19 protein-coding genes are annotated in these 22318 nt (G+C 48.1%); 2 read left to right on the top strand and 17 right to left on the bottom strand.

What is annotated here, in order from left to right; genetic code table 11:
* Positions 1–71 precede the first annotated feature (71 nt).
* From L3D05_RS07950 to L3D05_RS07935, 5 genes are all read right to left on the bottom strand, one after another.
* The gene (locus L3D05_RS07950; protein WP_239615490.1) at positions 72–1811 is read right to left on the bottom strand and encodes an ABC-F family ATP-binding cassette domain-containing protein; all 1740 of its coding nucleotides are present in this window, start codon (positions 1809–1811) and stop codon (positions 72–74) included.
* 189 nt (positions 1812–2000) lie between these two features.
* On the bottom strand, positions 2001–2132 hold the full coding sequence (locus tag L3D05_RS26435) for a hypothetical protein (RefSeq protein ID WP_255807411.1): 132 nt from the start codon (positions 2130–2132) through the stop codon (positions 2001–2003).
* 58 nt (positions 2133–2190) lie between these two features.
* A complete protein-coding gene (locus tag L3D05_RS07945; protein WP_239615489.1) occupies positions 2191–3324 on the bottom strand; it encodes a lysozyme inhibitor LprI family protein in 1134 nt (377 codons plus the stop codon).
* Between the two features lie 362 nt (positions 3325–3686).
* Positions 3687–4460 carry an SDR family NAD(P)-dependent oxidoreductase gene (locus L3D05_RS07940; protein WP_239615488.1) on the bottom strand — a complete coding sequence of 258 codons (774 nt, stop codon included), beginning with the start codon at positions 4458–4460 and terminating at the stop codon, positions 3687–3689.
* 55 nt (positions 4461–4515) lie between these two features.
* The gene (locus L3D05_RS07935) at positions 4516–5253 is read right to left on the bottom strand and encodes an SDR family NAD(P)-dependent oxidoreductase (RefSeq protein WP_239615487.1); all 738 of its coding nucleotides are present in this window, start codon (positions 5251–5253) and stop codon (positions 4516–4518) included.
* Between the two features lie 187 nt (positions 5254–5440).
* Here L3D05_RS07935 and L3D05_RS07930 point away from each other — a divergent pair, with 187 nt between their 5' ends.
* Positions 5441–6043, top strand: coding sequence for a TetR/AcrR family transcriptional regulator (locus tag L3D05_RS07930; protein ID WP_239615486.1), 603 nt, complete (start codon positions 5441–5443; stop codon positions 6041–6043).
* A gap of 460 nt (positions 6044–6503) precedes the next feature.
* Here L3D05_RS07930 and L3D05_RS07925 read toward each other — a convergent pair whose 3' ends face one another.
* The 4 genes from L3D05_RS07925 to L3D05_RS07910 all read right to left on the bottom strand — a co-directional run bounded on the left by L3D05_RS07925 (position 6504) and on the right by L3D05_RS07910 (position 8610).
* Positions 6504–6971: a DUF8821 family protein gene (locus tag L3D05_RS07925; protein ID WP_239615485.1), complete on the bottom strand. Its 468-nt coding sequence runs from the start codon at positions 6969–6971 to the stop codon at positions 6504–6506.
* Between the two features lie 26 nt (positions 6972–6997).
* Entirely contained in the window at positions 6998–7477 is a 480-nt protein-coding gene (locus L3D05_RS07920; RefSeq protein WP_239615484.1) for a GyrI-like domain-containing protein, read from the bottom strand.
* Positions 7478–7684: 207 nt separating this feature from the next.
* Positions 7685–8107, bottom strand: coding sequence for a DoxX family protein (locus tag L3D05_RS07915; RefSeq protein WP_239615483.1), 423 nt, complete (start codon positions 8105–8107; stop codon positions 7685–7687).
* 23 nt (positions 8108–8130) lie between these two features.
* Positions 8131–8610 (bottom strand): GyrI-like domain-containing protein, encoded by a 480-nt coding sequence (locus L3D05_RS07910; protein ID WP_239615482.1) that lies wholly within the window; start codon positions 8608–8610, stop codon positions 8131–8133.
* A gap of 105 nt (positions 8611–8715) precedes the next feature.
* Here L3D05_RS07910 and L3D05_RS07905 point away from each other — a divergent pair, with 105 nt between their 5' ends.
* On the top strand, positions 8716–9681 hold the full coding sequence (locus tag L3D05_RS07905; RefSeq protein WP_239615481.1) for a helix-turn-helix transcriptional regulator: 966 nt from the start codon (positions 8716–8718) through the stop codon (positions 9679–9681).
* Between the two features lie 225 nt (positions 9682–9906).
* Here the strand turns inward: L3D05_RS07905 and L3D05_RS07900 are convergent, their stop codons facing one another.
* The 8 genes from L3D05_RS07900 to L3D05_RS26700 form a co-directional block, all read right to left on the bottom strand.
* A complete protein-coding gene (locus L3D05_RS07900) occupies positions 9907–11028 on the bottom strand; it encodes a glycerate kinase family protein (RefSeq protein WP_239615480.1) in 1122 nt (373 codons plus the stop codon).
* Positions 11029–11103: 75 nt separating this feature from the next.
* A complete protein-coding gene (locus L3D05_RS07895; RefSeq protein WP_239615479.1) occupies positions 11104–14223 on the bottom strand; it encodes a glycosyl hydrolase in 3120 nt (1039 codons plus the stop codon).
* A gap of 29 nt (positions 14224–14252) precedes the next feature.
* On the bottom strand, positions 14253–15092 hold the full coding sequence (locus L3D05_RS07890) for a carbohydrate ABC transporter permease (RefSeq protein WP_239615478.1): 840 nt from the start codon (positions 15090–15092) through the stop codon (positions 14253–14255).
* Positions 15082–15972 (bottom strand): carbohydrate ABC transporter permease, encoded by an 891-nt coding sequence (locus tag L3D05_RS07885; RefSeq protein ID WP_239615477.1) that lies wholly within the window; start codon positions 15970–15972, stop codon positions 15082–15084. The genes L3D05_RS07890 and L3D05_RS07885 overlap by 11 nt, the downstream gene beginning before the upstream one ends.
* A gap of 12 nt (positions 15973–15984) precedes the next feature.
* Positions 15985–17274, bottom strand: coding sequence for an ABC transporter substrate-binding protein (locus tag L3D05_RS07880; protein WP_239615476.1), 1290 nt, complete (start codon positions 17272–17274; stop codon positions 15985–15987).
* Positions 17274–18683 carry an ABC transporter substrate-binding protein gene (locus L3D05_RS07875; RefSeq protein ID WP_239615475.1) on the bottom strand — a complete coding sequence of 470 codons (1410 nt, stop codon included), beginning with the start codon at positions 18681–18683 and terminating at the stop codon, positions 17274–17276. The genes L3D05_RS07880 and L3D05_RS07875 overlap by 1 nt, the downstream gene beginning before the upstream one ends.
* 80 nt (positions 18684–18763) lie before the next feature.
* Positions 18764–20362 carry a response regulator transcription factor gene (locus tag L3D05_RS07870; protein WP_239615473.1) on the bottom strand — a complete coding sequence of 533 codons (1599 nt, stop codon included), beginning with the start codon at positions 20360–20362 and terminating at the stop codon, positions 18764–18766.
* Positions 20337–22076 (bottom strand): cache domain-containing sensor histidine kinase, encoded by a 1740-nt coding sequence (locus tag L3D05_RS26700; RefSeq protein ID WP_239615472.1) that lies wholly within the window; start codon positions 22074–22076, stop codon positions 20337–20339. Before L3D05_RS26700 ends, L3D05_RS07870 begins: the two co-directional genes overlap by 26 nt.
* Between the last annotated feature and the right edge of the window lie 242 nt (positions 22077–22318).

The following is a 22318-nucleotide window of genomic DNA, read 5'->3' as shown; positions in this document are numbered from 1 at the left end:
ACACTGAGATTCTATTCATCAGTGTCTTTTTTGTTGATACTTATCCACCAACATCATCAGAGGGTTGTCATTTAAAGCAACTTAATCAGCTCTTCTAGCTCATCAACCAATCCTTTTGCAAGTTCAAAATCAGTATTCTTTAAAGCCAATTCTATTTTCATTTCAACTGATTTTTTACTTTGTTCCGCTTCTAAATAGTCTTTATCAAAATGACTAGCATAAATCATCTGTCTAAACTTTCGGATACTCATTTTTCTAATTGTCTTATCGTCAATGATTAATACATAGTCCATACCATTTACAACAGAATAGAAATCATGAGATATCATGAGAATCGCACCTTTATAGTCTTCAATGGCTTTTTCCAGCGCGATTTGTGTATAGGTGTCTAAATGACTTGTCGGTTCATCAAGAAGCAATACGTTTGCTTTACTGGCAGAAACTTTAGCCAACTGAAGAATATTTCTTTCTCCACCAGATAGAGAAGCTATCTTTTGATTAAGGATTTCTCCTTCAAAGCCATAGTTTGCAATATACGATTTGATCTCATCATAAGTGTTAAACCCAGCCTCAATGAATTCTTCAAGAATTGTATTAGAATCCTTTAGCATTTCATCTTGAAGCTGAGATAAATAAGCCACTTTAGCATCCGCATTTATTTCAATTGAATCATGATTATTGTTAAAGATTTCTCGAAGTAAAGTCGTTTTTCCGGTACCGTTTGGACCGATAATAGCCACTTTATCCGTAGATTTTATCTCAAAGTTAACATTGTCTAAAAGCAACTCATCAAAGGCAAGACTATAATTACTGACATGTATAACAGTGGTATCTTCAATTTCATTATCTATACCGAAATTGATAGTCGGCTGCTTAATATCAACAAATGGCGCTTTAATTCTACGTGCTTCCAATCTTTCTTGAAAACTAACTCTCGCTTTTAACGCTCTACCTCTAGAGGCTTCTGCATTATAAGTTGCAATAGCTCTTAGATTATTGATGATTTTCTCGTTTCTCTCCATTTCTTCTTCCTCAGCGACTGCGAGTTCTTGTAACTCAATTTTTGTCTGTAGTAATGAGAAGTTATACTCCATATATCGCCCATCAAACTCTTGGATCTCCGTGTTTTCAAGGTGAATAATTTTGTTGAAACAATGATTCAATAGATATCGGTTGTGCGTAACAACGAGCAGCATTCCTTTGTGAGTATTAATAAGATTTCTAAGCGCATTTAGGTTTTCAAAGTCTAAAAATACATCGGGTTCGTCCATAATCATTAAGTCTGGGCTATTAAGCATTTCCTTCATCACTTGAATGAGTTTGAATTCCCCACCACTCAGGTCGGATACTCTAAGATCTTTTAGCTTCATAAGGTTTGCTAGATTGAGTTTCTTATTAATGTTGCTTTCAAAATCATCCCCACCGATTAAATCAAATGCGTCTAAAGCTAATTGATACTTTTCGAGTAACGGCTCAATATCCGATGATGTTTCCATTTCAGTACAAATAGATTGTATTTCATTTTGTATCTTAATAAATTTTTCTCCGATATATTCAAAAACGGTTGTTTCTTTCGTTCTGTCTAGTGGAGAGAACTGACTTACATACCCAATTGTGCAATCGGGGTCCATCTCTAATTTGCCATCGAAAAGATATCTCTCTGGGTCCATCAGTATATCTATTAATGTACTTTTCCCACTGCCACTTGTTCCTATAAAAGCGCAATGTTGATCATCTTCTAACGTAAATGAAATGTTTGTATATAGTTCTTTTTGCGGAAATGAGAAGGATAAGTTTTCAACTTTTATCATAGTGTTACCTTTCTTATAACTAAATTGGTGACTATTGTTGGATTTATGAAGAGCATAGATTATAAGTTTACCGTCGTTAGAGTAACACTGTTTACACCCAACTTCAATCGGATTTGTATCCCATCCCTTGGGGGGTCAAAGTTCCTTGATCAAATAATGATAAGGCGAGAATACCTCCTGACGAATAGCCTAACTGTTCCACTTCACTTCATTCCATGCCAGCTTCAAAGACTGGCCGAAGATGTCGTTAAACCGTTCCATCGCTAGTACCGTGTCGACGAACCGCCCCGCTGAAGTCCTCGCTCCATATCCTGGAAACACTATTCGCCCTACTTATGGTACGGTTCTCCGCGCTGTCTATAACGGCAAGTTTGTTGATTTACTTAGCTTCTACCTTCGAAGCAATTGTATCTTCATTAACTTCATACCAATTCACATTTTCTTTTTGCTTTTGTGCTTCACTAAAGTTATCAAATTCTGCGTCTGTAGAAGGTACATTATTGATTTGATAACCACCATCATCATGAAAACTCAGGAATGTATATTTATTGATCAACCCAAAAAACTGTATTTTGGCATATCCATCTCCATCGCCACCAGAATAACTATATGAACCATCTTTTTTAATCTCGTATATCCCTTGAGCCCCATAAAGATATCCATATACAGTGCCATCCTCATAATGCAACACTACACCGTTTTCGCTTCCGCCATCATAGAATCTTTCCACTACTACCTCAGGTTCACTGTCACCATCCATGTCTACTACTGTAAAATGAAGTTTAGGTTGATTTTCGTCACTAGTGTTAAATAAGCCATCAATCAAATAGTCTTCTTTGTTAACATTGTTGCTATCATTTATGCTAAAAAATTTGGCTTCATTTCTTAATACCGCTCTGTATGCATCTAAGGCAGAACTCTTATCATGGTCATGACTATAATACCTATGTATTAGTTCAAGTGTTCTATTCTTTGTAGCGAAAAACGACCAATAATTGTATTTAACAGCGTTATCAACATCATCTTTCGATTTTGGTTTGTAATCATGAACAAGTTTATCTCTTTCTTTTATCCATAAGCGTTCTTCGTTTATTAATTTTTCAATGTCGTCCGCTGATAGCTTTTTAATTAAAAGAGAATATATTTTATTCAATTCTTTATCCCAAGCTTTTAGAGAATTGCTTGTTATATCAACCATATCTGCGCTGTGATCCATGTAATATGATTCTGATTTCGAGTCATTTTCTTCTAAATATTTTAGTCCCTTAATATATTCCTTGTAAGGAGTAGGAGAGTCATTATCAAAAATGTATAGATTGTCCTTATTTTCCTTAGTTGGTTCATCAGTTAATTTAGGCAATTCTTTAGTTTGAGTTTGATTTGTAGGTGATATTGATTCATTTTCGTTATTGCTAGCGTTATTAATATTTGTTTCTTTAGGTTCAGAATTACACCCTGAAAACATCATAGAAAATACAATTAATAGTAAAAGTAATACAATGTTCTTTTTCATCTTTTCTCCTCTGTTATATGATTAACAACCATAAGGTGGACAACATTTATAATTTTACCACATTTTTTAACATGCCTAATTCAAAACTTGCCCTTATTTGTGATACGGTTCAGCGTATCATCTATAGGGCGAATTATAATATGGTTGTAAAAACTTTTCTGGCGCCTTATTGTAACTTTAAGGCTAATCACCTGTATTGACATATTGCAGGACTTAAAACTGACTGCATAAGCCGAAAAATCAACTCACACGACAGGTCTGTCTCAATCAGATTTTGTTGAGTCAATTCGCAAGAGTCAAGTTAAAAAGAAAGACCATCCAAGTGGATGGTCTTTTATCAGAATATTAGTGGCTTTTGGGGTTTATTGGTTTATTTGGCCGCCATCTACCGTGTAAATGGATTGGGACACATAAGAGGCGTCGTCGGACAGCAGGAAAAGTGCTACATTGGCTACTTCTTCCGCTTCGCCGTATCTTCCCAAAGGCACTGCAGCACCAAATGCTTTTCTTGCTCCTTCGGCATCCTCGGGAACTGTATTTTTTTCAATATTACGCATCATTTTGGTATTAATTACACCAGGAGCCACAGCGTTCACACGAACGCCGAACGGAGCCGCCTCTAATGCAACCACCTTCGTCATTCCGATGACTGCATGTTTCGAGCTGTTATAGCCTACAAATCCGGGAGAACCGATTAGCCCTGCCCCCGAGGCAGTATTCACGATACTTCCGAATCCTTGCTTCTTCATAACGGGTACCACATATTTTAGACCTAGAAACGCGCCTTTGACATTCACATTAAACACGAGCTCGAACGTTTCCGTAGGATAATCCTCTACATTTGCGGTCGTACCTTCGACTCCTGCATTGTTGAAGAAACCGTCGATTTTGCCAAACTTTTCAAGGGTTGCATCGACGTAGGCCCTAACCTCTTCCTCCTTGGCAACATTGGCTTGAAGAGCGACAGCACTTGAATCATCAAGGCTAAGCTCAGCGATAACCTGTTGTACTGCGTTCAAGTTCAAATCCACCAAGGCAAGTTTTGCTCCTTGCTCTGCAAGTTTTTTGGCTGTTGCTTTCCCGATCCCGCCTGCTGCCCCGGTAATAACAATGACTTTGCCTTCAAATTTTCTCATGAGTATTCCCTCCCGTAAGTGTAAAGTGTATCTTGTCTCGATGCCATAGACTCTATTATTGAGCTGTATAGCCGCCATCTACAATCAGACAGTTGCCCGTCATGAAAGAGGAATCATCGCTAGCCATGAACAGTACCCCTTTTGCCATTTCTTCCGCTTTGCCGAGGCGCTTCATCGGAGTGAGCGCAGATAAAGCCTGCTTGCTCTCTTCCGGAATAATCGGAGTATCAATGAACCCTGGACACAATGCATTAACGCGGATATTGTGTTCTGCATATTCAAGTCCGAGAGAACGCGTTAAGTTTACCACGCCGCCTTTAGCTGCGTTGTAGGCTGCCGAACCAGGCGAACCCACCCATCCGTACATGGATGCCGTATTAACGATCGCGCCTCCGCCGGTTTTCAACATCTCACGGATCGCTTCTCTTGCTACTAAGAATACGCCATCCAAGTCAACGTTTACCGTGTTGCGCCACTCGGCGTATTCCAAATCATGCGTTGGATGAACGCGCCCGATCCCTGCATTGTTGAATACGACGTCCACTTTGCCGAAAGCTTCTACCGTTTGTTTGAAAATATTTGCTACTTCTTCTTCGCTCGTAATGTTTGCTTTGATGAATAGCGCTTCCGCATTCTGCGCCTTTAGTTCGTTCTCGAACGCCTTACCTTTTTCTTCATTCAAATCAACAAGAACCACTTTTGCTCCTTCTGAAACAAATAAACGCGCTGTTGCTGCACCGATTCCCGATGCTCCACCAGTAATCACGGCTACTTTGTTTTGCAGTTTGCCCATCGTTGATTCCTCCAGTACAATCTTTTAATAGCGCTCATCACCACGTATCACGTGAATAATTGTGCTATTTTGTTCACAACTTAATTGTACTCTTCTCCTCACAGTTAACCAATCATCAAGAAAAACTGAAATGTCGATATAGTAGACACACAGCGTAAAACTGTCTTTTTTGAGAAGGAGACTTTTCATGAATAACGAACAAATGGTGACATCTCAGCGTCGAAGCAGAACCCAAGAACATTTGAAAACTGCCCTTATTAAGCTCATCAAAGAAAAGGGTTACCATTCTATTTCTGTAAAAGACATTGTAGATGATGCAGTTTATAATCGCAGCACCTTTTATGTCCATTACCAAGATAAAGTTGAACTAGCTGAACAACTACTCACTTCCATGCTTCATGGATTGGAAGATGCCGTAGGCAAACCCTACGTTCCCGGACAAAAAGTATATACGACAAAACTAAACGTCCCGTCGTTCAATATCGTTACCTACATTTATGAACACAAGGATTTTTTCGAGCTTATCCAATACGATGATACTTTACCAAGGCTGCATACGGCTTTCCCGCAAACCATTCTTAAAATCTACAAGGAGCAATTTGTTTTCGAAACGATCAATAACATCCCCGTCAACATGGATTACTTTAAGCTTTATACCGCCTACGGCTTCTACGGGCTTATTCTGAATTGGATCAAAAACGATTTCAGGGAACCTCAAGAAGAGTTTATCCAAGAAGTAATTGATTTAACAAAAACACATATTTACTCGGTAAAGTATGTAGGGAATTAGCGTGGCCCGGTTTCGAGAGATTATCAAAAGACAAGGCTGCTGGAGCCAGAGACGGACAGATGAAAAGAGATAAATAGATTAAGTAACTACTTTGTTCTGCTACGGCCTGCTCCGGTCTCGGCACGCCGTCTGCCAATAGGTTCGCTGACGGATCGACGAGCTGACGGCGAATCTCATAGTGGATCATCAAGCTGAGAATGCACGCACGCTCGGTGGGTAAACACCGGAATCTCGTCGTACAAATCGAGCGATATTGTAAAAACCCCTTCAGGACAATTGCCCTGAAGGGGTTCATCGTGCAATCCTCTAAGCGACTCCACTTAGAATTTCGCCCTACTTGTGATACGGTTCTCCTTAACAGGTCTATCGGCGAAAAAAATGGCGGCCCTATGGTCGCCAAGCGTTATTATTAAATTTTGCTTGCTGCAAGGTAATTCTTTGTCTCGATGGCTTGATTGCTTCAATATTCTCCTTTAATCACGAAGAACGAACCTCGGATGGTCCCAGCCAGTTTGGACTTCTGTCTTGCAAATTTGAACTTCTTCTCTTCCAGCTCCTTAGGTACTTCCATTCCCTCAGATAGCTTAAACCCTACGGCCCGTTTCTTGGGATCGTCCACCGTATACAGGACGTTGACCGCTAGACCGTCCTCGTAAAAGACGAAGGCCCATTTGATATTTTCTACTTGAAAACGCGATGTTTCCAGCGGTTGGGCCGCAAACTCAATACCACGTTCTTCTTTCAAAACTCGTTTCACATAATCAAGCGTCTCCTGGCTTTCGCCGGCTGGTACGATCGTAAATTCGTGCTTGTATTTGTTCATGAAGTACCGGGCTTCATTCGCACGCAAACCAGCTAGTGCTTCTGCTACCGGCGAAGATTCCAGGCCTACCGTAGATACATTTTTAAAATCAACTATAGTGGACATTTCCTCATTCCTCCTGCTGATTTCGTTTACTTCTCCACAACTGGAATCCACATTTCCCCATATACGAGGCTATCTCGCTGCCCCATCTCAACCGTTGCATTGGGCCCGCCAACATAGGCGTAATTATCGGCTACTGGCAAGACTTGACCAAAGGCAATGCCAGTAAGCATGCTACTCAACTCATCAGCCGAATTCCCCTCGCCTTTAACAACGAGGTATTGTCCCTTAGGAAATTGGATCACTCTGTGTTCTTCCGGTACCGATGCATCTGTCATCACGCCAGCATAATACATCATCTTGTGATTTACCGCTTCGTTTACGGCAAAAATATAATCGTTCGCAGCAATCGCCTTTAACGCATCAAGCCTTCCATCCTGCTCCACTGACCGCCAAAAGCTTTCCTTCTCCTTATTCATGCCGGCATAATCCGTGTAATCGCTCTTCAGCTCCGTTCCAATACCCAGAACGATAAAGCTGTCTTTTTCCTCAAAGTTATACGTTGCCATGATTCCAGCTCCTTTTTTGAATGAATCCATCCATTGATTTGTTTATTCACTTAATAGGTTTATCATAAGCCTCAATCATGTCAAAATATGATACTGTTTAGAGTTCAGCCAATTGTGCTCTCCAACAGCTCACTACCTAAATATTAGTGTCTTTGGTAGAGAAAGTCTATCGGATTCAGGAATGGGCTGGCGTTGATTTCACTTCCATTAGAGTCTGCGGCTTTTCGGGCGCAGCGCCCAGGAGGCGATGCCAAGCGCAGCATAGAAAAGTGGAAGAATAACATGGAATCCACCATCCCCATAATCATGAGCGAACACATGAGATAGGGCCGCACCTGTCATTAGAAAAAAGATACCGCTATAAGCCCATTCCTTAAGCCGAGGGAAACCTGGTATTACGATCGTAATGACTCCAAGCAATTTCCAAGTCCCGAGAATGTTCGTGATATATAAAGGGAATCCAATATCGGTCACTAAATCGACATTGCCGCCATATCGCATCAATTGCCCGATCCCGCTTAATGCAATAGAGAATGCGAGAATAATGGTGACGATCCAATAAGCTGCCGTCCTTCCGATAGGACGGGATTCAACCTTCGCAATCTTTTCATTACCGGTAATAGTACTCATTCCAATTCCTCCTTTGATCTCTTTTATTTCCGCACAACTGGAATCCACATTTCCCCATAAACAAGGCCGTCTCGCTGCCCCATCTCAACCGTCGCATTGGGTCCACCGACATAGGCGAAACTATCGGCTTCTGGCAATACTTGACCAAAGGCAATGCCGGTAAGCATACTGCTCAACTCATCAGCCGTCTTCCCTTCGCCTTTAATGACGAGGTATTGTCCCTTAGGGAATTGGACCACGCTGTGTTCTTCCGGTACCGATGCTTCTGTCATGACGCCGGCATAATACTTCCTTTTACCGTTTACCAATTCGTTTACAGCAAAGATGTAGTCGTTCCCAGCGATAGCCTTTAAGACGTCAAGCCTTCCATCCTGCTCTACTGCCCGCCAGAAGGTTTCCTTTTCCTTGTTCATGCCGGCATAGTCCGTGTACGCGCTCTTCAGTTCCATTCCAACACCTACAACGATAAAACTGTCTTTCTCCTCAAGGGTATATGCTGCCATCATCCCAGCTCCTTTTTTCATTTGATTAAATCATTTGTTTTTTTACTTGATGGGTTTATAATAACGATAAATCATGTCAAAATATGATACTGTTTAGAGGGCCCGATGAAAAAAGTAGAACGGATTAACATCATCATGCGGTACATCAACAACCGCGCCCATTTTACCATTTCGGAAATCATGCATGAGTTTAACATCTCCCGTTCGACAGCGATTCGAGACATCAGGGAAATTGAATCGATGGGAATGCCTCTGGTCGCCGAAGTCGGGAGGGACGGGGGCTACTTTGTGATGAACAACTCCGTCCTGCCCACGATCCGCTTTACCGATAATGAGATTAAAGCTCTTTTTATCGCCTTCATGGCCACACGCAATCTGCAACTCCCTTACCTCAAGAGCCGCCACTCTTTAGCAGAAAAATTGCTCGGCCTCATCTCTCAAAACCAGCAAGATGATCTTGTTCTGTTAAATCAAATCTTACTCTTCGAAGGTACCAATCCCCACAATCCTGACCTGCTTGATCTATCGGATCTGCCCCATCCGATGTTAGAACAACTCATCCAGATCCTTCTTGAAGACTGTTACTTAGTGGTTTCCGTCGAAGAAGGAAGAGAAATAAAGTCTTATCCCATCTATCTCATGCGCCTATATCGTGAAAAAAGCTCTTGGCAAATCGAAGGCTTCAGCCTAGAGGAGGGAAAGAGGCGGATTATTCCAGTCGACAATCTCACCGATGTTAAACCATCCTCCGAGAAAAAAAGAATAAGTAAGAAGAAGATTGTAGAACAACTAAGCAAGCAGGAAGAAGCCATCAACCTAGTCCTCGAACTTGGTCCCAAGGCGATTGCCCAGTTCAAAAAGTACCATCCTTTAAAAATCACAATTTCATACACGAATCCTTATCAAACTACGGCTATTTTAAAGACGTTCATCAATGTTCATCATCCGGATGAATTAACCGAAATAACAAATTGGCTGCTTTTCTTAGGTGGAGATATCAAAGTCAGGGAAATACCGAAGGAAGTTGTAGAAGGATTGCAGGAGAGGGTGGATGTGTTGGGGAACAAGTAATTGACCATAACTACCGCCTGTAAAGTCCATTGAGATAAAGCGATCGTGATCTCGATTTATTATGAACGAATATCGTCGAAATTACAGATCGCAAGAACTTCAAAACAATTTTGCAATTACTTGTGGTACAGTTTCAACGCACCATAAGTAGGGCGAAAATTAAAAGACATACAAAAAAGCACTCCTACATCCCCGAGAGTGCCTTTTGTATGATTTATTCCCTTCTTAGCCGCTTGCCGTGGCGATCAACCGCGCCAGATGGCGGGTCGATCGGTATAGCGCGGCTTCGGCATTCTCCATGCATTCGGCCAGCGTCGCCGGGCCTTCGGCAATGGAGAAGCAACCTGCGAAATACGGCGCAAGCCGCTCGCTGTCCGGTCCAAGACTGCCGGACAGCAGAATGGCTTTCGCCCCCGATTCGCGGGCCAGCTGGGCGATGTGGAGCGGAAGCTTGCCGTACAACGTTTGCCCATCGCTCCGCCCCTCGCCCGTGATGACCCAGTCCGCGTCGCGGATTTTCTCCCGCAGCCCGACATAAGCTTCAAGCACTTCCGCGCCGGGCATAAGCTTCGCCCCGAGCGTTAGGAACGCGAAGCCAAGGCCGCCCGCCGCTCCTGCGCCGGGCTCGTTCCGCATCGGAGCGCGCCCCTCCTCGACCTTGTCCGCGTAAGCCGCCATCGCTTCGTCAAGCCGGCGGCATAATTCCGGCGAAGCCCCTTTCTGCGGGCCATAGACGAACGTAGCCCCGGCTTCGCCGAGCAGCGGATTGCTCACATCGCACGCAACCGTGATGCGTGCGGCGGCGAGCCGCGGGTCAAGTCCGGTGAAATCGACGGACGCAATCTCGGCCAAGTCCGCGCCATAGCCGCGCAGCGGATTGCCCGAGCGATCGAGGAAGATCACGCCAAGCGCCCTAAGCATCCCAATTCCGCCGTCGTTGGTTGAGCTCCCGCCTAATCCGATGATGAACTCCGCGAAATCGGCATCCAGAGCCGCCCGGATCGCATCCCCCAGGCCGGCCGAAGTTGTGCACAGCGGATCGCGATCCGCCTCCGGCACCATCGGCAGGCCAAACAGGTTCGCCGCTTCCAGCACGGCGGCTCTTCCGATCGTTCCGTAGTACGATCGCACGGGCAAGCCGAGCGGCCCCGTCACTTCCACGAACCGCTTCTCCCCGCCACCCGCCGTGACGAGCGCGTCCACCGTACCCTCTCCCCCGTCCGCGAGCGGCAAACCAATCGCTTCCGCGCCTGGTAGTTCGTCTCGCACGGCTTGGACCATCACCTCTGCCACCTGCACGGCGCTGAGGCTTCCTTTATAAGAATCGGGCGCCATCAACCATTTCATATTCGAGAATCCCCCTTTCAACTTTGAACAAAAAAGGCCGCCCGGCCGATTCAGGCCGGGCGGCCTTGCTTCCGTTTACTTCGAGTAACGAACCGAAACTTCGGGCACGCCGAGAATGCCGGAAGGAATCAAACCATACGCTTCGGAATACGACTCCCCTTGCGTTAGAAAATGGAATGGCCTGTATTCAGGAATTCGCGTTGGCACGAGATGCAGCGGACCAAACGTATTCCTCCGCGTCAGCACGACTTCCACGCCAATCGGTTCGCCCTTACGAAGCTCCTCCGTAATATCTGCTTCATACGGCTGCCAAGCGATCATCTTCGTCTCGCCCCCGAATGCGGCACCCACTTTCACGCACGCGGCATCGAACGCCGGCAATGTCAGCGTCGCTCCCTCACCATCTTCCGGCAACGGGCCGAAAGCGGCGGAGGCGATGAGATAGCGAATTTTGCCCCCATAGAACGGGAAGCCTTGTTCGGTCAAATCGCCAAACGAGACGGTTTCGGGCAAGGCGACGAGCGTTCTACGCACGCCGTCCAACCGAACGCCGAAATCACCGAGCAAATAGACGGCCTCCAAGTTGGTTTCGTTCCGGAAATCAGTCCGCAGCTCCAATACGTTCTCACCCGTCCGCAGCAAAGCACGCGGAAGCTTGATCTTCTTGAAGCAAGGATCGACCCACCAACCGTCCATGTCCGAACGATCTAAGGAAATGCCGTTAACGGCGATCTCGAACAAGTCTGGACTCTCGATCGCGATCTGCAAATCACTGTCCGGCAAGACAGCCACCGAAAACGCAAATCGCAAAACAAGCGGCGTTGCCAGGGCATTAAGCTCTTGATGATAGAGCGCCGCATACCAAGGTTGAATCATTCGTCCGCCTCTTAGCGGTAGCTCCAATTCGGTCCGGATGCTACGGTCTGCCTGCAAAATTTCGGCTTGCCTGCTCCATTCCCCATCGCCGATTCGGTAGCTCGCCATATCCAGGACGCAGACATTGCTCTCGCTCAGGCGATAAGGATAAGCTTCGTTCAGACGATTTGACGCTGACGATTCCAAGATCGGAGCCGCCAGCTCTGCCGCAGGCGCCACGCTATCAATAACATACAGATGTTCCTCGGACGGATGGAAACGAACGTTCCAGCTCAACTTTCCGTCGCCCGCTTCGCAAGCAACAGCTTTCTTGTCGCCAGTCTTGCAATCCCACTCTTCAATAGCACCGGTGATGCCAAGTTCAACCCGAATGTCATAAGCGACAGCCGGATTGACGTTGAGCAACGCGAAATAGAAGCGTCCGTTCTCGTCCTCGTTCAGCCTACAGAAAATCTCTTCCGCCGGAAGTCCCGTCGCAGCGTCAATCACCTGCATAGGAACACTCTGTCCGGCGCGGCATGCGTCAACGATACCCGGTCCGTCGAATGGGACGGAAACCGCCTGCTCCGCCAAACGCACGCAGCGGTCAGAAGGCAATGCATCGACGTACTGCGGAACCTCTCCCGCGAAAATGATTTTGCCTCCGGCTGCGGCGAACTTCTCCAGCGCAGCAACCGTGCTTTCGCGAATCGTGATCATTCCAGCGACGAGCACAACGCGGTACGCTGCTTGTCCGACCCAGAAAAGAGGATCTCCCTTAACCGCGTCTTCAATCGCGTGCAACCGCCCGAGCATCTCTTCGTCGGCGTAGTCGAAGTCGATCTGCGCCCCGGAAAGCCAGTGGAATGTATCCCGGTATTGGTCTTCCAGCTTCTGCACGTCCGCAGACTGTGTCTTCATATCGATCGACCAGCCCGGATACACTTGGCACCAGACGCTTTCAACCGGATTCAGCACAAGCACGTCGCATTTGCGTTCGCCCTGGGACAACGCCAAGCCAAACCGGGAGAAATACGTCTCCACGAATTCGTAATCATCCCACCAGGCCGACTGATAGGAGATGCTTGCCGGGTAATCCCGTTTCGATTCTCCCTCCATCGTATACCAGGACAAATGATGATTGCGGACGTTAATGCCAAAGAGTGTCTGCCAATCTCCAACCGCTTTATGGGACTCGAACGTCATTTGCCAGCCCGTGCAGCCGTACAACTCCGAGAGCAGCCACTTCTGTCCGAGCTGTCTAGCTGCCGAAGACAGCTGCTTCACAAGCCAATAGTTGCGGTTTCCCTCTCGCAACACATCAACGCCCGGATCGTCCTGATACTCATAGAATCGCATCGCCGATCCGAGGTAAGCCGTCTGAGCCGTCAGCGTATCTTCGTGCAGCATATGGCCGGTCAGGCGCAGCCCGTTCTCACGGGTCCAGTCCTGCATCGGTTTCAAGTAATTCTGGATGAAGAGACGTTGCGTAAGCTCGACATAATGCCATTTCACTTGGGAGACAAGTCTGCCCTCTGGCTTCAGGAACAATTCCGGCAGCCTGCTGCGCAGGTCGTAGCCGAAAGCCCGTTCGAAATCTTCGAATAGCGTATACGTCCACGGTGCGCTCCACAACCGGCGTTCATTCGTGATGCCGAAGCCGTCCATAAGCGCCCCGCGATGCGGTTCATCTGTAAACACGCCTTTGATCGTGCGCCCGAAATGCTTGCCGACACGCTCTTTGTAACGGTCATGCGTAATTTCGAGGTAACGGTCCGTCGCATCGCGGTTCATCGTATCCACGTACGTATATCCGTTGTAGAAGCTATCCTTGTTCATCTCAACGATAGCGAATACAAGTACCGATGTACCCGCAATCGACAGCTCTCCGCGCATCAACTGAACGGCGTCATAATAAGCAACGCCTTCGAGACGGCACGCGTACACCGCGATATAATCATCCGATTCCGGCCAATCGAACTCGGCCGCGGGCACAACCCGCAGTTCGATGAACTTCAAGCGGAACCGAGGCTCCTCCGTGACCATACCGCCAGCCGTGCCGCTTGGCCAGCGGTCTTCGTCGTAGATCCACACTTCCATGCCAAGCCTCTCGGCCTCTTCCGTGCAAGCTTCTACAAATTCGAACCATTCTTCTCCCAAATACTCGGTTACAAGTCCCGTCCGGGAGTGGATGAAGAAGCCGCCCAATCCCATCTGGTGAAATACGTGAATTTGCCTTAGCAATTCTTCTTTTTCTAACTTGCCATTCCAGCTCCAAAACGGTTTGCCCCGGTATTCGTTGGGAGGCTGCAAGAAAAGCTCATATATACGGTCGGTCAACGTTCCTCTCTCCCATCTCTCTCCCCGGATCAGCCTTTATTGGCGCCGGCGGTAATGCCTTGCACGAAATATTTCTGCATAAACAGGAACACAATGACGAGCGGCAGCATAACCATGCAGATCGCCGCCGACAGCGGTCCCCAATCGGTTGCAAATTCAGATTGGAACACGATGATGCCAAGCGGCAGCGTCTTCAGCTTTGCTGTCGACAGCGCTACGGTTGCCCATAACAGCTCGCCCCACAGCGAGACAAAGTTGAAAATAATGACGGTCGCAATTGCCGGCATCGCCAGCGGCACCATGATTTTCCGGAACGTAAGCCATTCCGAAGCACCGTCGATCCGAGCGGCTTCCAGCAGCGAATTCGGAATCGTCTGGAAATAGTTTTTAAGAATATAGATGGCAATTGGCAATCCCCATCCGGCATAAGGCAGAATGAGTGATATATGATCACCGATGATGCCCATCTTGCTTAACATCAGATAAAGCGGCATGATGAGCGATTCATGCGGAATCATTTTCATCGCTAGGAAGAACATTAAAATCATTTCAGCATACGGAAGATTCAAGCGGCCAAGCGCATATCCCGCCATGACCCCGAATACCGCAATGACAAGCACGGCGCTGACAACGATGATCGCGCTGTTCGTAAAATATTCTCCAATCTGTGCGTCAAACCAAGCCGATGAATAGTTGCTCCAGTGAATCGTGCTCGGAAGCGCCCATACGTTGGCATAGAAATCACTCGTGCTTTTCAACGAGTTAATCGCCACGAACACAATCGGATAGATTGTAATCGCCACGAAAAAGAGTAAAATAATTCGCGTAATCCAGCTTTCGATACGCTCGGAATTTTGGCTAAATTTCATGGTTCTCCCCCTTAAAGAGGCGTTGCAGCAAGAAGATGACCAGAATGCCCGCCACGGAGAACAATAGTCCGATCGTTGCTGAGGAGCCGAAATTGCTGTACGTGAACGCCGTTTTCATCATATAAATCGGTACGGTCTGCGACACCGTTCCCGGTCCGCCCCGCGTCATAATGTAGACCAAATCGTAAGTCGACACGAGCACGATAAACGAGAATACTGTGGATACTTGCAGCGACGGGCGAATGAGCGGCAGCATAATCGAGAAAAACTGACGAGGATAGCCCGCTCCATCCAGCTTGCTGGATTCGAATAATTCCGTCGGAATCGAGATCATCGTGGCGAAGGTAAGCATCATCGTCAGCCCAGCCATTCTCCATGCGCCGATGAGAGAGATAACCCACATCACTGTATCCGGATTGGAGAGCCATGCGCGCTGCAAGTTCTCTAGGCCGATGAGCTCCAGTATTTTATTGATCAAGCCCATCTCCGGGTTCAGCATAAACGTGAACAGCAGCCCGATAATCGCCAGCGGGATCATGACCGGCACGAACAGGACGACCCGATACGCCGAGCCTTCGAACTTGCCGACTTTGAAGACACAGGCCGCGAGAAGGACGCCGAGAGGTACGGCGCCCAACGTGGAGATAATCCCGATAAAGAATGAAGCTTTCATGCTTTTCCAAAAATAATCATCCGCAAAAGCGGCTTTAAAGTTGTCAAACCCGATCCACTTCGCGGCTGCAAAGCCATTCCAATCCTGAAAAGCTATAAGTAGGTTGGACAGAGCCGGCAGCAGCGTCGTCGCGATAATGGCTGCAGCCGCCGGAGTTAATAACAAGATGCCGAATATAAGGTTGCGTCTCGTCGGATGTTGAGCCATTCCGCATTCTCCTTACTTAAAGGCGTTCTGGCGCAGTGTATCCAATTGGCCGAGCACGTCTTTTATTTTTTGTCCCATTAAGAAGTTGGGAACCATTTCGCCTTCATAGTAGCTTTTCATCTTCGCTTCTTTCGTATGGAACTCGAACGGATACAGATCCTCGGTGAACGTCATGATCTGCTGCAGCACTGGGTTCTCAACCTTAATCGTTTGGTTCGCCGGCGGATAGCCATGCGCCAAGTGAATCGATTGAATGTCCGATCCGAGCAGCGTCTTCAGAACTTCGACAGCTGCATCCGGGTTGCTCGCGTTAGCTGGAATGAAATAACCGTTGGCTCCGCCCAGCAAGACCGTCTCAGGACCCATCGCTGGCCACTTCACGACTGTTACGTCGAATTCGGCTTTTTCGGAGATCGACAGCGCCGCTCCGGCTACTTCAGCCAACATGCCAACTTTGCCTTGCAGGAACGCGGCATTGATCTCGTCTCTCGTAATATTCAGGGCGCCTTCACCTGGATACCAGTAGTTCTTTTTATACAAATCTCGGATGTTGTTCAGCGCCGTTTCGTAGTAGCCGCTGTCAGCAGCAACTTTACCGGTAGCTAGTGCTTCGAGTTTGCCGTCGCCGTTCGCGAGACTCATGACGCCTTGACGGATCAACCAGCTTTGACGGTCAGGCTCGGAGCTGACAGCGAATGGCGCCGCATCCGTCTTCGTCTTGATCTGCTCGTTGATATCCATAAATTCTTGCCAAGTCATTTCTTGCTTCGGCTCTACGCCCGCTTGCTTGAAAATTTCGTTGTTTACGATAAGCACTGGGTAAGCGCTTCCAAAGGGCACGTTATAATACTTGCCGTCGATTTTACCAAGGTCTAGCAGTTCCGGCGTGAACGTGTTTTTCCATTCGCCGTTGTTTGCTTCGAGATACGGCGTCAGATCAAGCGCCAGTCCGTCCTTAACGAGGTTGCCCATGTTTTGCGGCCAGTAGAAGTAGATGTCAGCCGGGTTTCCGCCAGCAACGCCAGTCCGAATCGATGCATCGATCGTTCCGGTATCAACCTTCAGCAGCTCGATATCGTATTTCGGCATTTTTTTCTGCAGCTCGGCGCCCATCTCTTCCATCGAAGTGTATGCCATGTTCATGCCGAAAAACTTGATTTTCACCTTTGTATCGTCCTTCCCGGACGATGCCTGGTTCGAGCCTCCGCTTGAAGCTGGTGCTTTGTCTGCTCCTCCGCATGCGCTGACGGTAAGAGATAATGCGGTTAAGAGGGCAAGAGCGAATATATTTTTCTTTTTCATTAATTAGAACCTCCCTGATTAGTTACATCGTTAGTCTTGTCCGGCTCGTCGATATAATCGATTCCCGTCTCCAGCAGTTCGGCCGCTTCCTGACCATTCAGCTTCGAGGTCAGCAGCTTTGCCAGCACGGTCTGCCGGTAAAGCGCGGGCGCGTCCATGTCTCTCTTAGAAAGATGAGCCATGATCGTCGTGAAGTTATCGACAGCCCTGTCATAGTTCATCAAATCCTGAATGACTTCCTGCGGTTCGATATCTTCGAGTATCGGAATCATCCCTGTCGCATCCCCCAGCAGCTGCTGCGCTTCGCTCGAGTTCAAGTATTTCAGGTACTCGACGGCTTGCTCGGGGTACTTGGTGTTCCGGGATATCGAATACGTCGTCCAGTTGTTGTAGCTGGTCGGGGCGATGCGTTTGCCTTCCGAATCCGGTACGTAAAATTTCCCCACGTTTACTCCACTGTTTTCGTACAACAGATTGTTCCAGCTGCCATCCACAATCATCGCGGCGGCGCCATTCGTGAACGAGAGCTGCCATCCGACTCTGTCCTGGGTCACGTAGTCGCGGCCAAAGTAGTTCTTTTCCGCAAAATCACGGAACGCCTGCAGTCCTTGAACGAACTCGGGATCCGTCAAGCGGACGCCGGGTTTATCGTTCATAAGCGCTTCCGATTTCTCGGAGGCGAACAGCGCCATGAAGACGTAGCTAAGCCACGAACGTTCCTTGTACTCCGTGCCGGGCATAGAAATCGGGGTGACGCCTTTGGACACGAGAACGTCGAGCAGCGTGACGAATTCATCCCATGTACGAGGCGGATCAAGATTGAAGCGTTCGAAAATGTCCTCATTGTAATATACAAGTTGAGTATCCATGAAAGCCGGCAACGAGGAGTAAAGCTTGCCTTCGATCGTACCGTACTGAACGGCGCCTTCCGGATATCTCCGCAAGTCGAACCCGTAATCATCAAGGGGCAGCAAGTACCCATTCAAGGCGAGTTCTCTCATCTTGGTTGTCTTGTTCCCTTGCACATAGAAGATGTCGGGCAGCTCATTGGACAGTACGCCAAAATCGAGGCTTTCGGGTGTTTGAACAAATTTGTAGTTAATGCGGATGTTCGGATGAAGTTTCATGAAGTTCTCGTTAATGCGTCTGAACGAAGCTTCCAGCGCAAACTGGTTGCCTAGGTCTCCCCATACTTGCAGCTGGACCTGGCGGCTATCGACTTTCGGCTTTGCCTCCTGCTCTCCGGACCGCAAGGAATCTACCTTCGAGCACCCGGCCGCTAGAACAACGACCAGCAGCAGGAATACCGCAGCATGTAAGCGCTTGTTAAACGAAACGTACATAGACCACCACATTTCTTTTGCTCTCCGATGTCTTTGATTGTAAGTTCGATCCGTGTATTGTTCCATGCACAGTCCCCTCGCTTTGATGCCAGATGTTCCGCTCCTTCACCCAGCCGATTCCCGATCTTCTGATTACGTGCACAAATTTACGATTTATGCTGGCTTTTGAATTCCGAGACCGTTAGTCCCGTGGTTTTCTTGAACACTTTCACAAAATAGTTGGCGTTCACGTAACCAACCAAGGCAGCGATATCCTCAGTCGAACGGTCGCCGTTTTTCAGCAGTTCCTTGGCTGCCGCGATGCGGACGCTCGCGACGTATTCCGAGAACGTCATCCCCGTTTCCTGACTGAACCGCTGGCTGAAATAATTTTCGCTCCAATAGACATGAGCGGCCGCATCTTCCAGGCGGATAGGCTCGGCGTAACGTTCGTTCACGTAAGCCTTGATCTTGATAAGCCACGTTTTGTTCGCTCGCACGGAAACGATCAACGCGTTCGTCCGCTCGAAAACAAGCCGGATCGCCGTGATCCAGTCGGATTTGCGTTGCGGCCGATCGATAAACCGTTCTAGCGGCCAAAGATCTCCGAAATGCTGCTTGATCTTCTCGACATCCAAGGCGTAATGCTCAATCAGGAAGTCAGTCACCTGTGTCGCCAGCATGCCGCCGATTCGGAGCCAATCCTTTGGCTGGATAATCCCCGCTTCCGTAGAAGGTCCATCTAGCCAGGCGACCAACTCATCGAACCTTTCTTGCTGAATGTGTTTTTTCAGCGTTTTATAGATTTCAATCCATTGTTCTTCTGTATATTTGGTCCATTCGGCCCCGCCAGTCTCGAACACAATGGCGTTCTCCCCGTAAAACAAAGAAGCCAGCGCGCTCGTCGCCCCACGGTACATGCCTTCGTAATTTGCGAACAACGACGGCCCGCCGATACCGATCGCAAATTCCGTATTGCACTTTTGCCGCAACGATTCCAACAGGTTCTCGCAGAACGGCGAGACATGCTCCCGCAGCGCTTCCTGCTCCGGCAGCTCTTCCCCGGCGTAAAACAGCGCATGGACGACAGAGCCTCTCGCTCCAAGGTAATCGGTATGCCGATAACGCTCCAGTTCCTCTTGCACGAGGAATGAATACGACAGCGGATGGCTTTCCTCCCGCCAGGATGGACTATTCGGCACAATCATCATCCAGCAGGCATACGGTCCGAGCTCGGCGATCCGCTTCTCTAATTCAGGAAACACTCCCGACGGGACAGGCTCAGAGCTCCGATTTCCTGCCGATTCCGCTCGCGATGCTGCGGCAAGCAGCTCCTCTTTTTCTTTCTTCAACCGCTGGATTTGCTGCCGGGCCTCCTCCTCGCCATTTCCGTTGTTCTCGATTTTCAGCCCGTCGAGCATCTTGATCAATTCCTCAGGCTCCAACCGGTGCTTCTGAATGTAATCTTGCACGCCCAGCTGGATAGCCGTACGCGTATATTCGAAATCGTCGTAACTGCTCAGGATGACGATTGGAACGCGGGGCGACAAGCTCCGCACGTTCTTGATGAACTCCAGACCGTCCATGACCGGCATGCGAATATCGGTCAAGATCGCGTCGGGCATCGAACGCATGCAAGCATCGAGTGCTTCCCGCCCATTATGGTAAGCCCCCGATACGGTATAACCGTATTCCTCCCACGGGATAATCGACTGCAAGCCGACCCGCACCAATGATTCGTCATCTACGATGATGATAGTATTCATCTTCCGATCGCTCCTCGTATTTAAGAGTTACTTCAATCGTCGTCCCTTGGCCAGCTTCACTGTCGATCGACATGCCGTAAGGATAACCGTAATGCGCGACAATGCGTTCATGCACGTTCAAAATGCCAATATGCTTCGTCGTTCCCTGCGGCGCCGAGCCACTCAGCTGCTGCCGGATTTCGGCCAGCTTGTCCGGGGCGATGCCGATGCCATTGTCTTCAACAGTCAGCTTCAGCACGCTTCCGCGAATCGACGCGCGGACCGTTATCTGCCCCATCCGGTCGAGCGGCTCTAAGCCATGAATGAGCGCGTTCTCAACAATGGGCTGGATGATGAACTTCGGCACAGAGGCGTTTAACGTTCGCTCCCCGATATCCGTCGCATACGCGAACTGCCGATACCGGATCTTCTGAATAGAGATGTAATCCTCAAGCTTCTCCGCGTCTTCTCGAAGGTTCACGAACTCGTTGGCGTCTCTGAGCGTATAGTTCAGCAAGCTGGACAAGGATTCCACGAGCGCTTTAATGTTGGATTGCTTCTGCAGGATGGCGAGCCAGCGGATCGAATTGAGCGTGTTATACAGAAAATGCGGAGACAACTGCTTGCGCAGCGCTTCGATCTCCGCGGCCCGCTTCTTCTGCTCTTGGCTGACAGTCTGCTGGATCAGCTGTTCGATCTCGTACATGACGGAGACAAAAATATCGTTCATTTCCCGAATTTCAATTGCTCCCTTGAACTTCACTAGCTTGCGGGGACTGGCGGACTGAACGCCGGACATCATATTACTCATGAGCTTGCGGATCGGATTCACAACGTCGATCGCGAGATAGCGGGTGACGACAAGCCCAAAGACGAATACAACCGAGATGATGAGGATCGTCAGGCGGATCATCCGGTTGATCTGGGCGTACAGGTCGTCCATCTTCAAGGAAGCGGACAGCGCCCAGTCTTCCCGGATGTCGGAATAATCGAGATGAAGGTCCTGATAGTTGCCCGCATCCCCACCCTCGTTGCCGTTGTCGACAAGAATGCGACCTTCCGCCGTCTGTAGCCGAATCAGCGCGTTCTCATCCAACTTCGTCTGGTTAAAAATCGAGCGAATGGCTTCGACGTCAATGACAATCGTCAGAATGCCGACCTCGTTCAACTTGCTGTCCCGCACCCATCGGCCTACCCGAAAGGCTTCGAACTTTTGGAAGCTGTTCGAAAAACTGGCTGGCTCGAACCAGACGGCGCCGCCCCGATTGTTACGGACGGCCTGCTTATATTCTGGGTTGCGTATGCGATACTGGCTCACTTCGTTCTCGTTGTAAAGGTAAATCTCGCTGCCCGTGTCAAGCACCATCGCAACAATGAATTCATTCATGTTGTTGTTGAGCCAGTAATGGTTCATCCAGTTCTTGATCGCCGTCGTCTTGTCGAGCTGCTCGAACGTCGTCACGTCTGTGCGCGACACGAGGTCAAGCAGTTCGCTATCGGTAATCATCTGTTTGCCAAGCTCTTCGATGGAGGACAACCGGTAGTCCATCTGCTCGACCATCAATCCGACCAAATCGGCGGCATAGTCCCGGGAAGCTTCCTTACTCGAAGCGGTATAGCTATGCATCAGCATTAAGGAGCCAAGCAGCGTCGGAATAACGATGAGCGGCATGTACACGAGCACTAGCTTGTGTGGGAGTCGGATACCGTTCCAATATTTTCTAAACCATTTCACGATGAATAACCTCGCCTATGTTGGAATAAACGACTTTTTTCGACATAATCATATTCACTATAGCAAGCAAAACCGAATATAGTCACTTGATTTTGAAAACTTGGTTAGCGCTTACTAGATTACTTGCAAGTAGTCCCTGACCTATATATAGGTCAGGGACTACTTTTTGTATATATGCAAATTTTGTCTTTTTGTCGTACACTTTCGGATAAAAGCCGATTAGCAAAACTAGGAGACCACGC

It is taken from the genome of Cohnella mopanensis, assembly GCF_022352055.1.
GTDB lineage: Bacteria > Bacillota > Bacilli > Paenibacillales > Paenibacillaceae > Cohnella > Cohnella mopanensis.
This window is presented reverse-complemented; position numbering and strand designations above follow the sequence as displayed.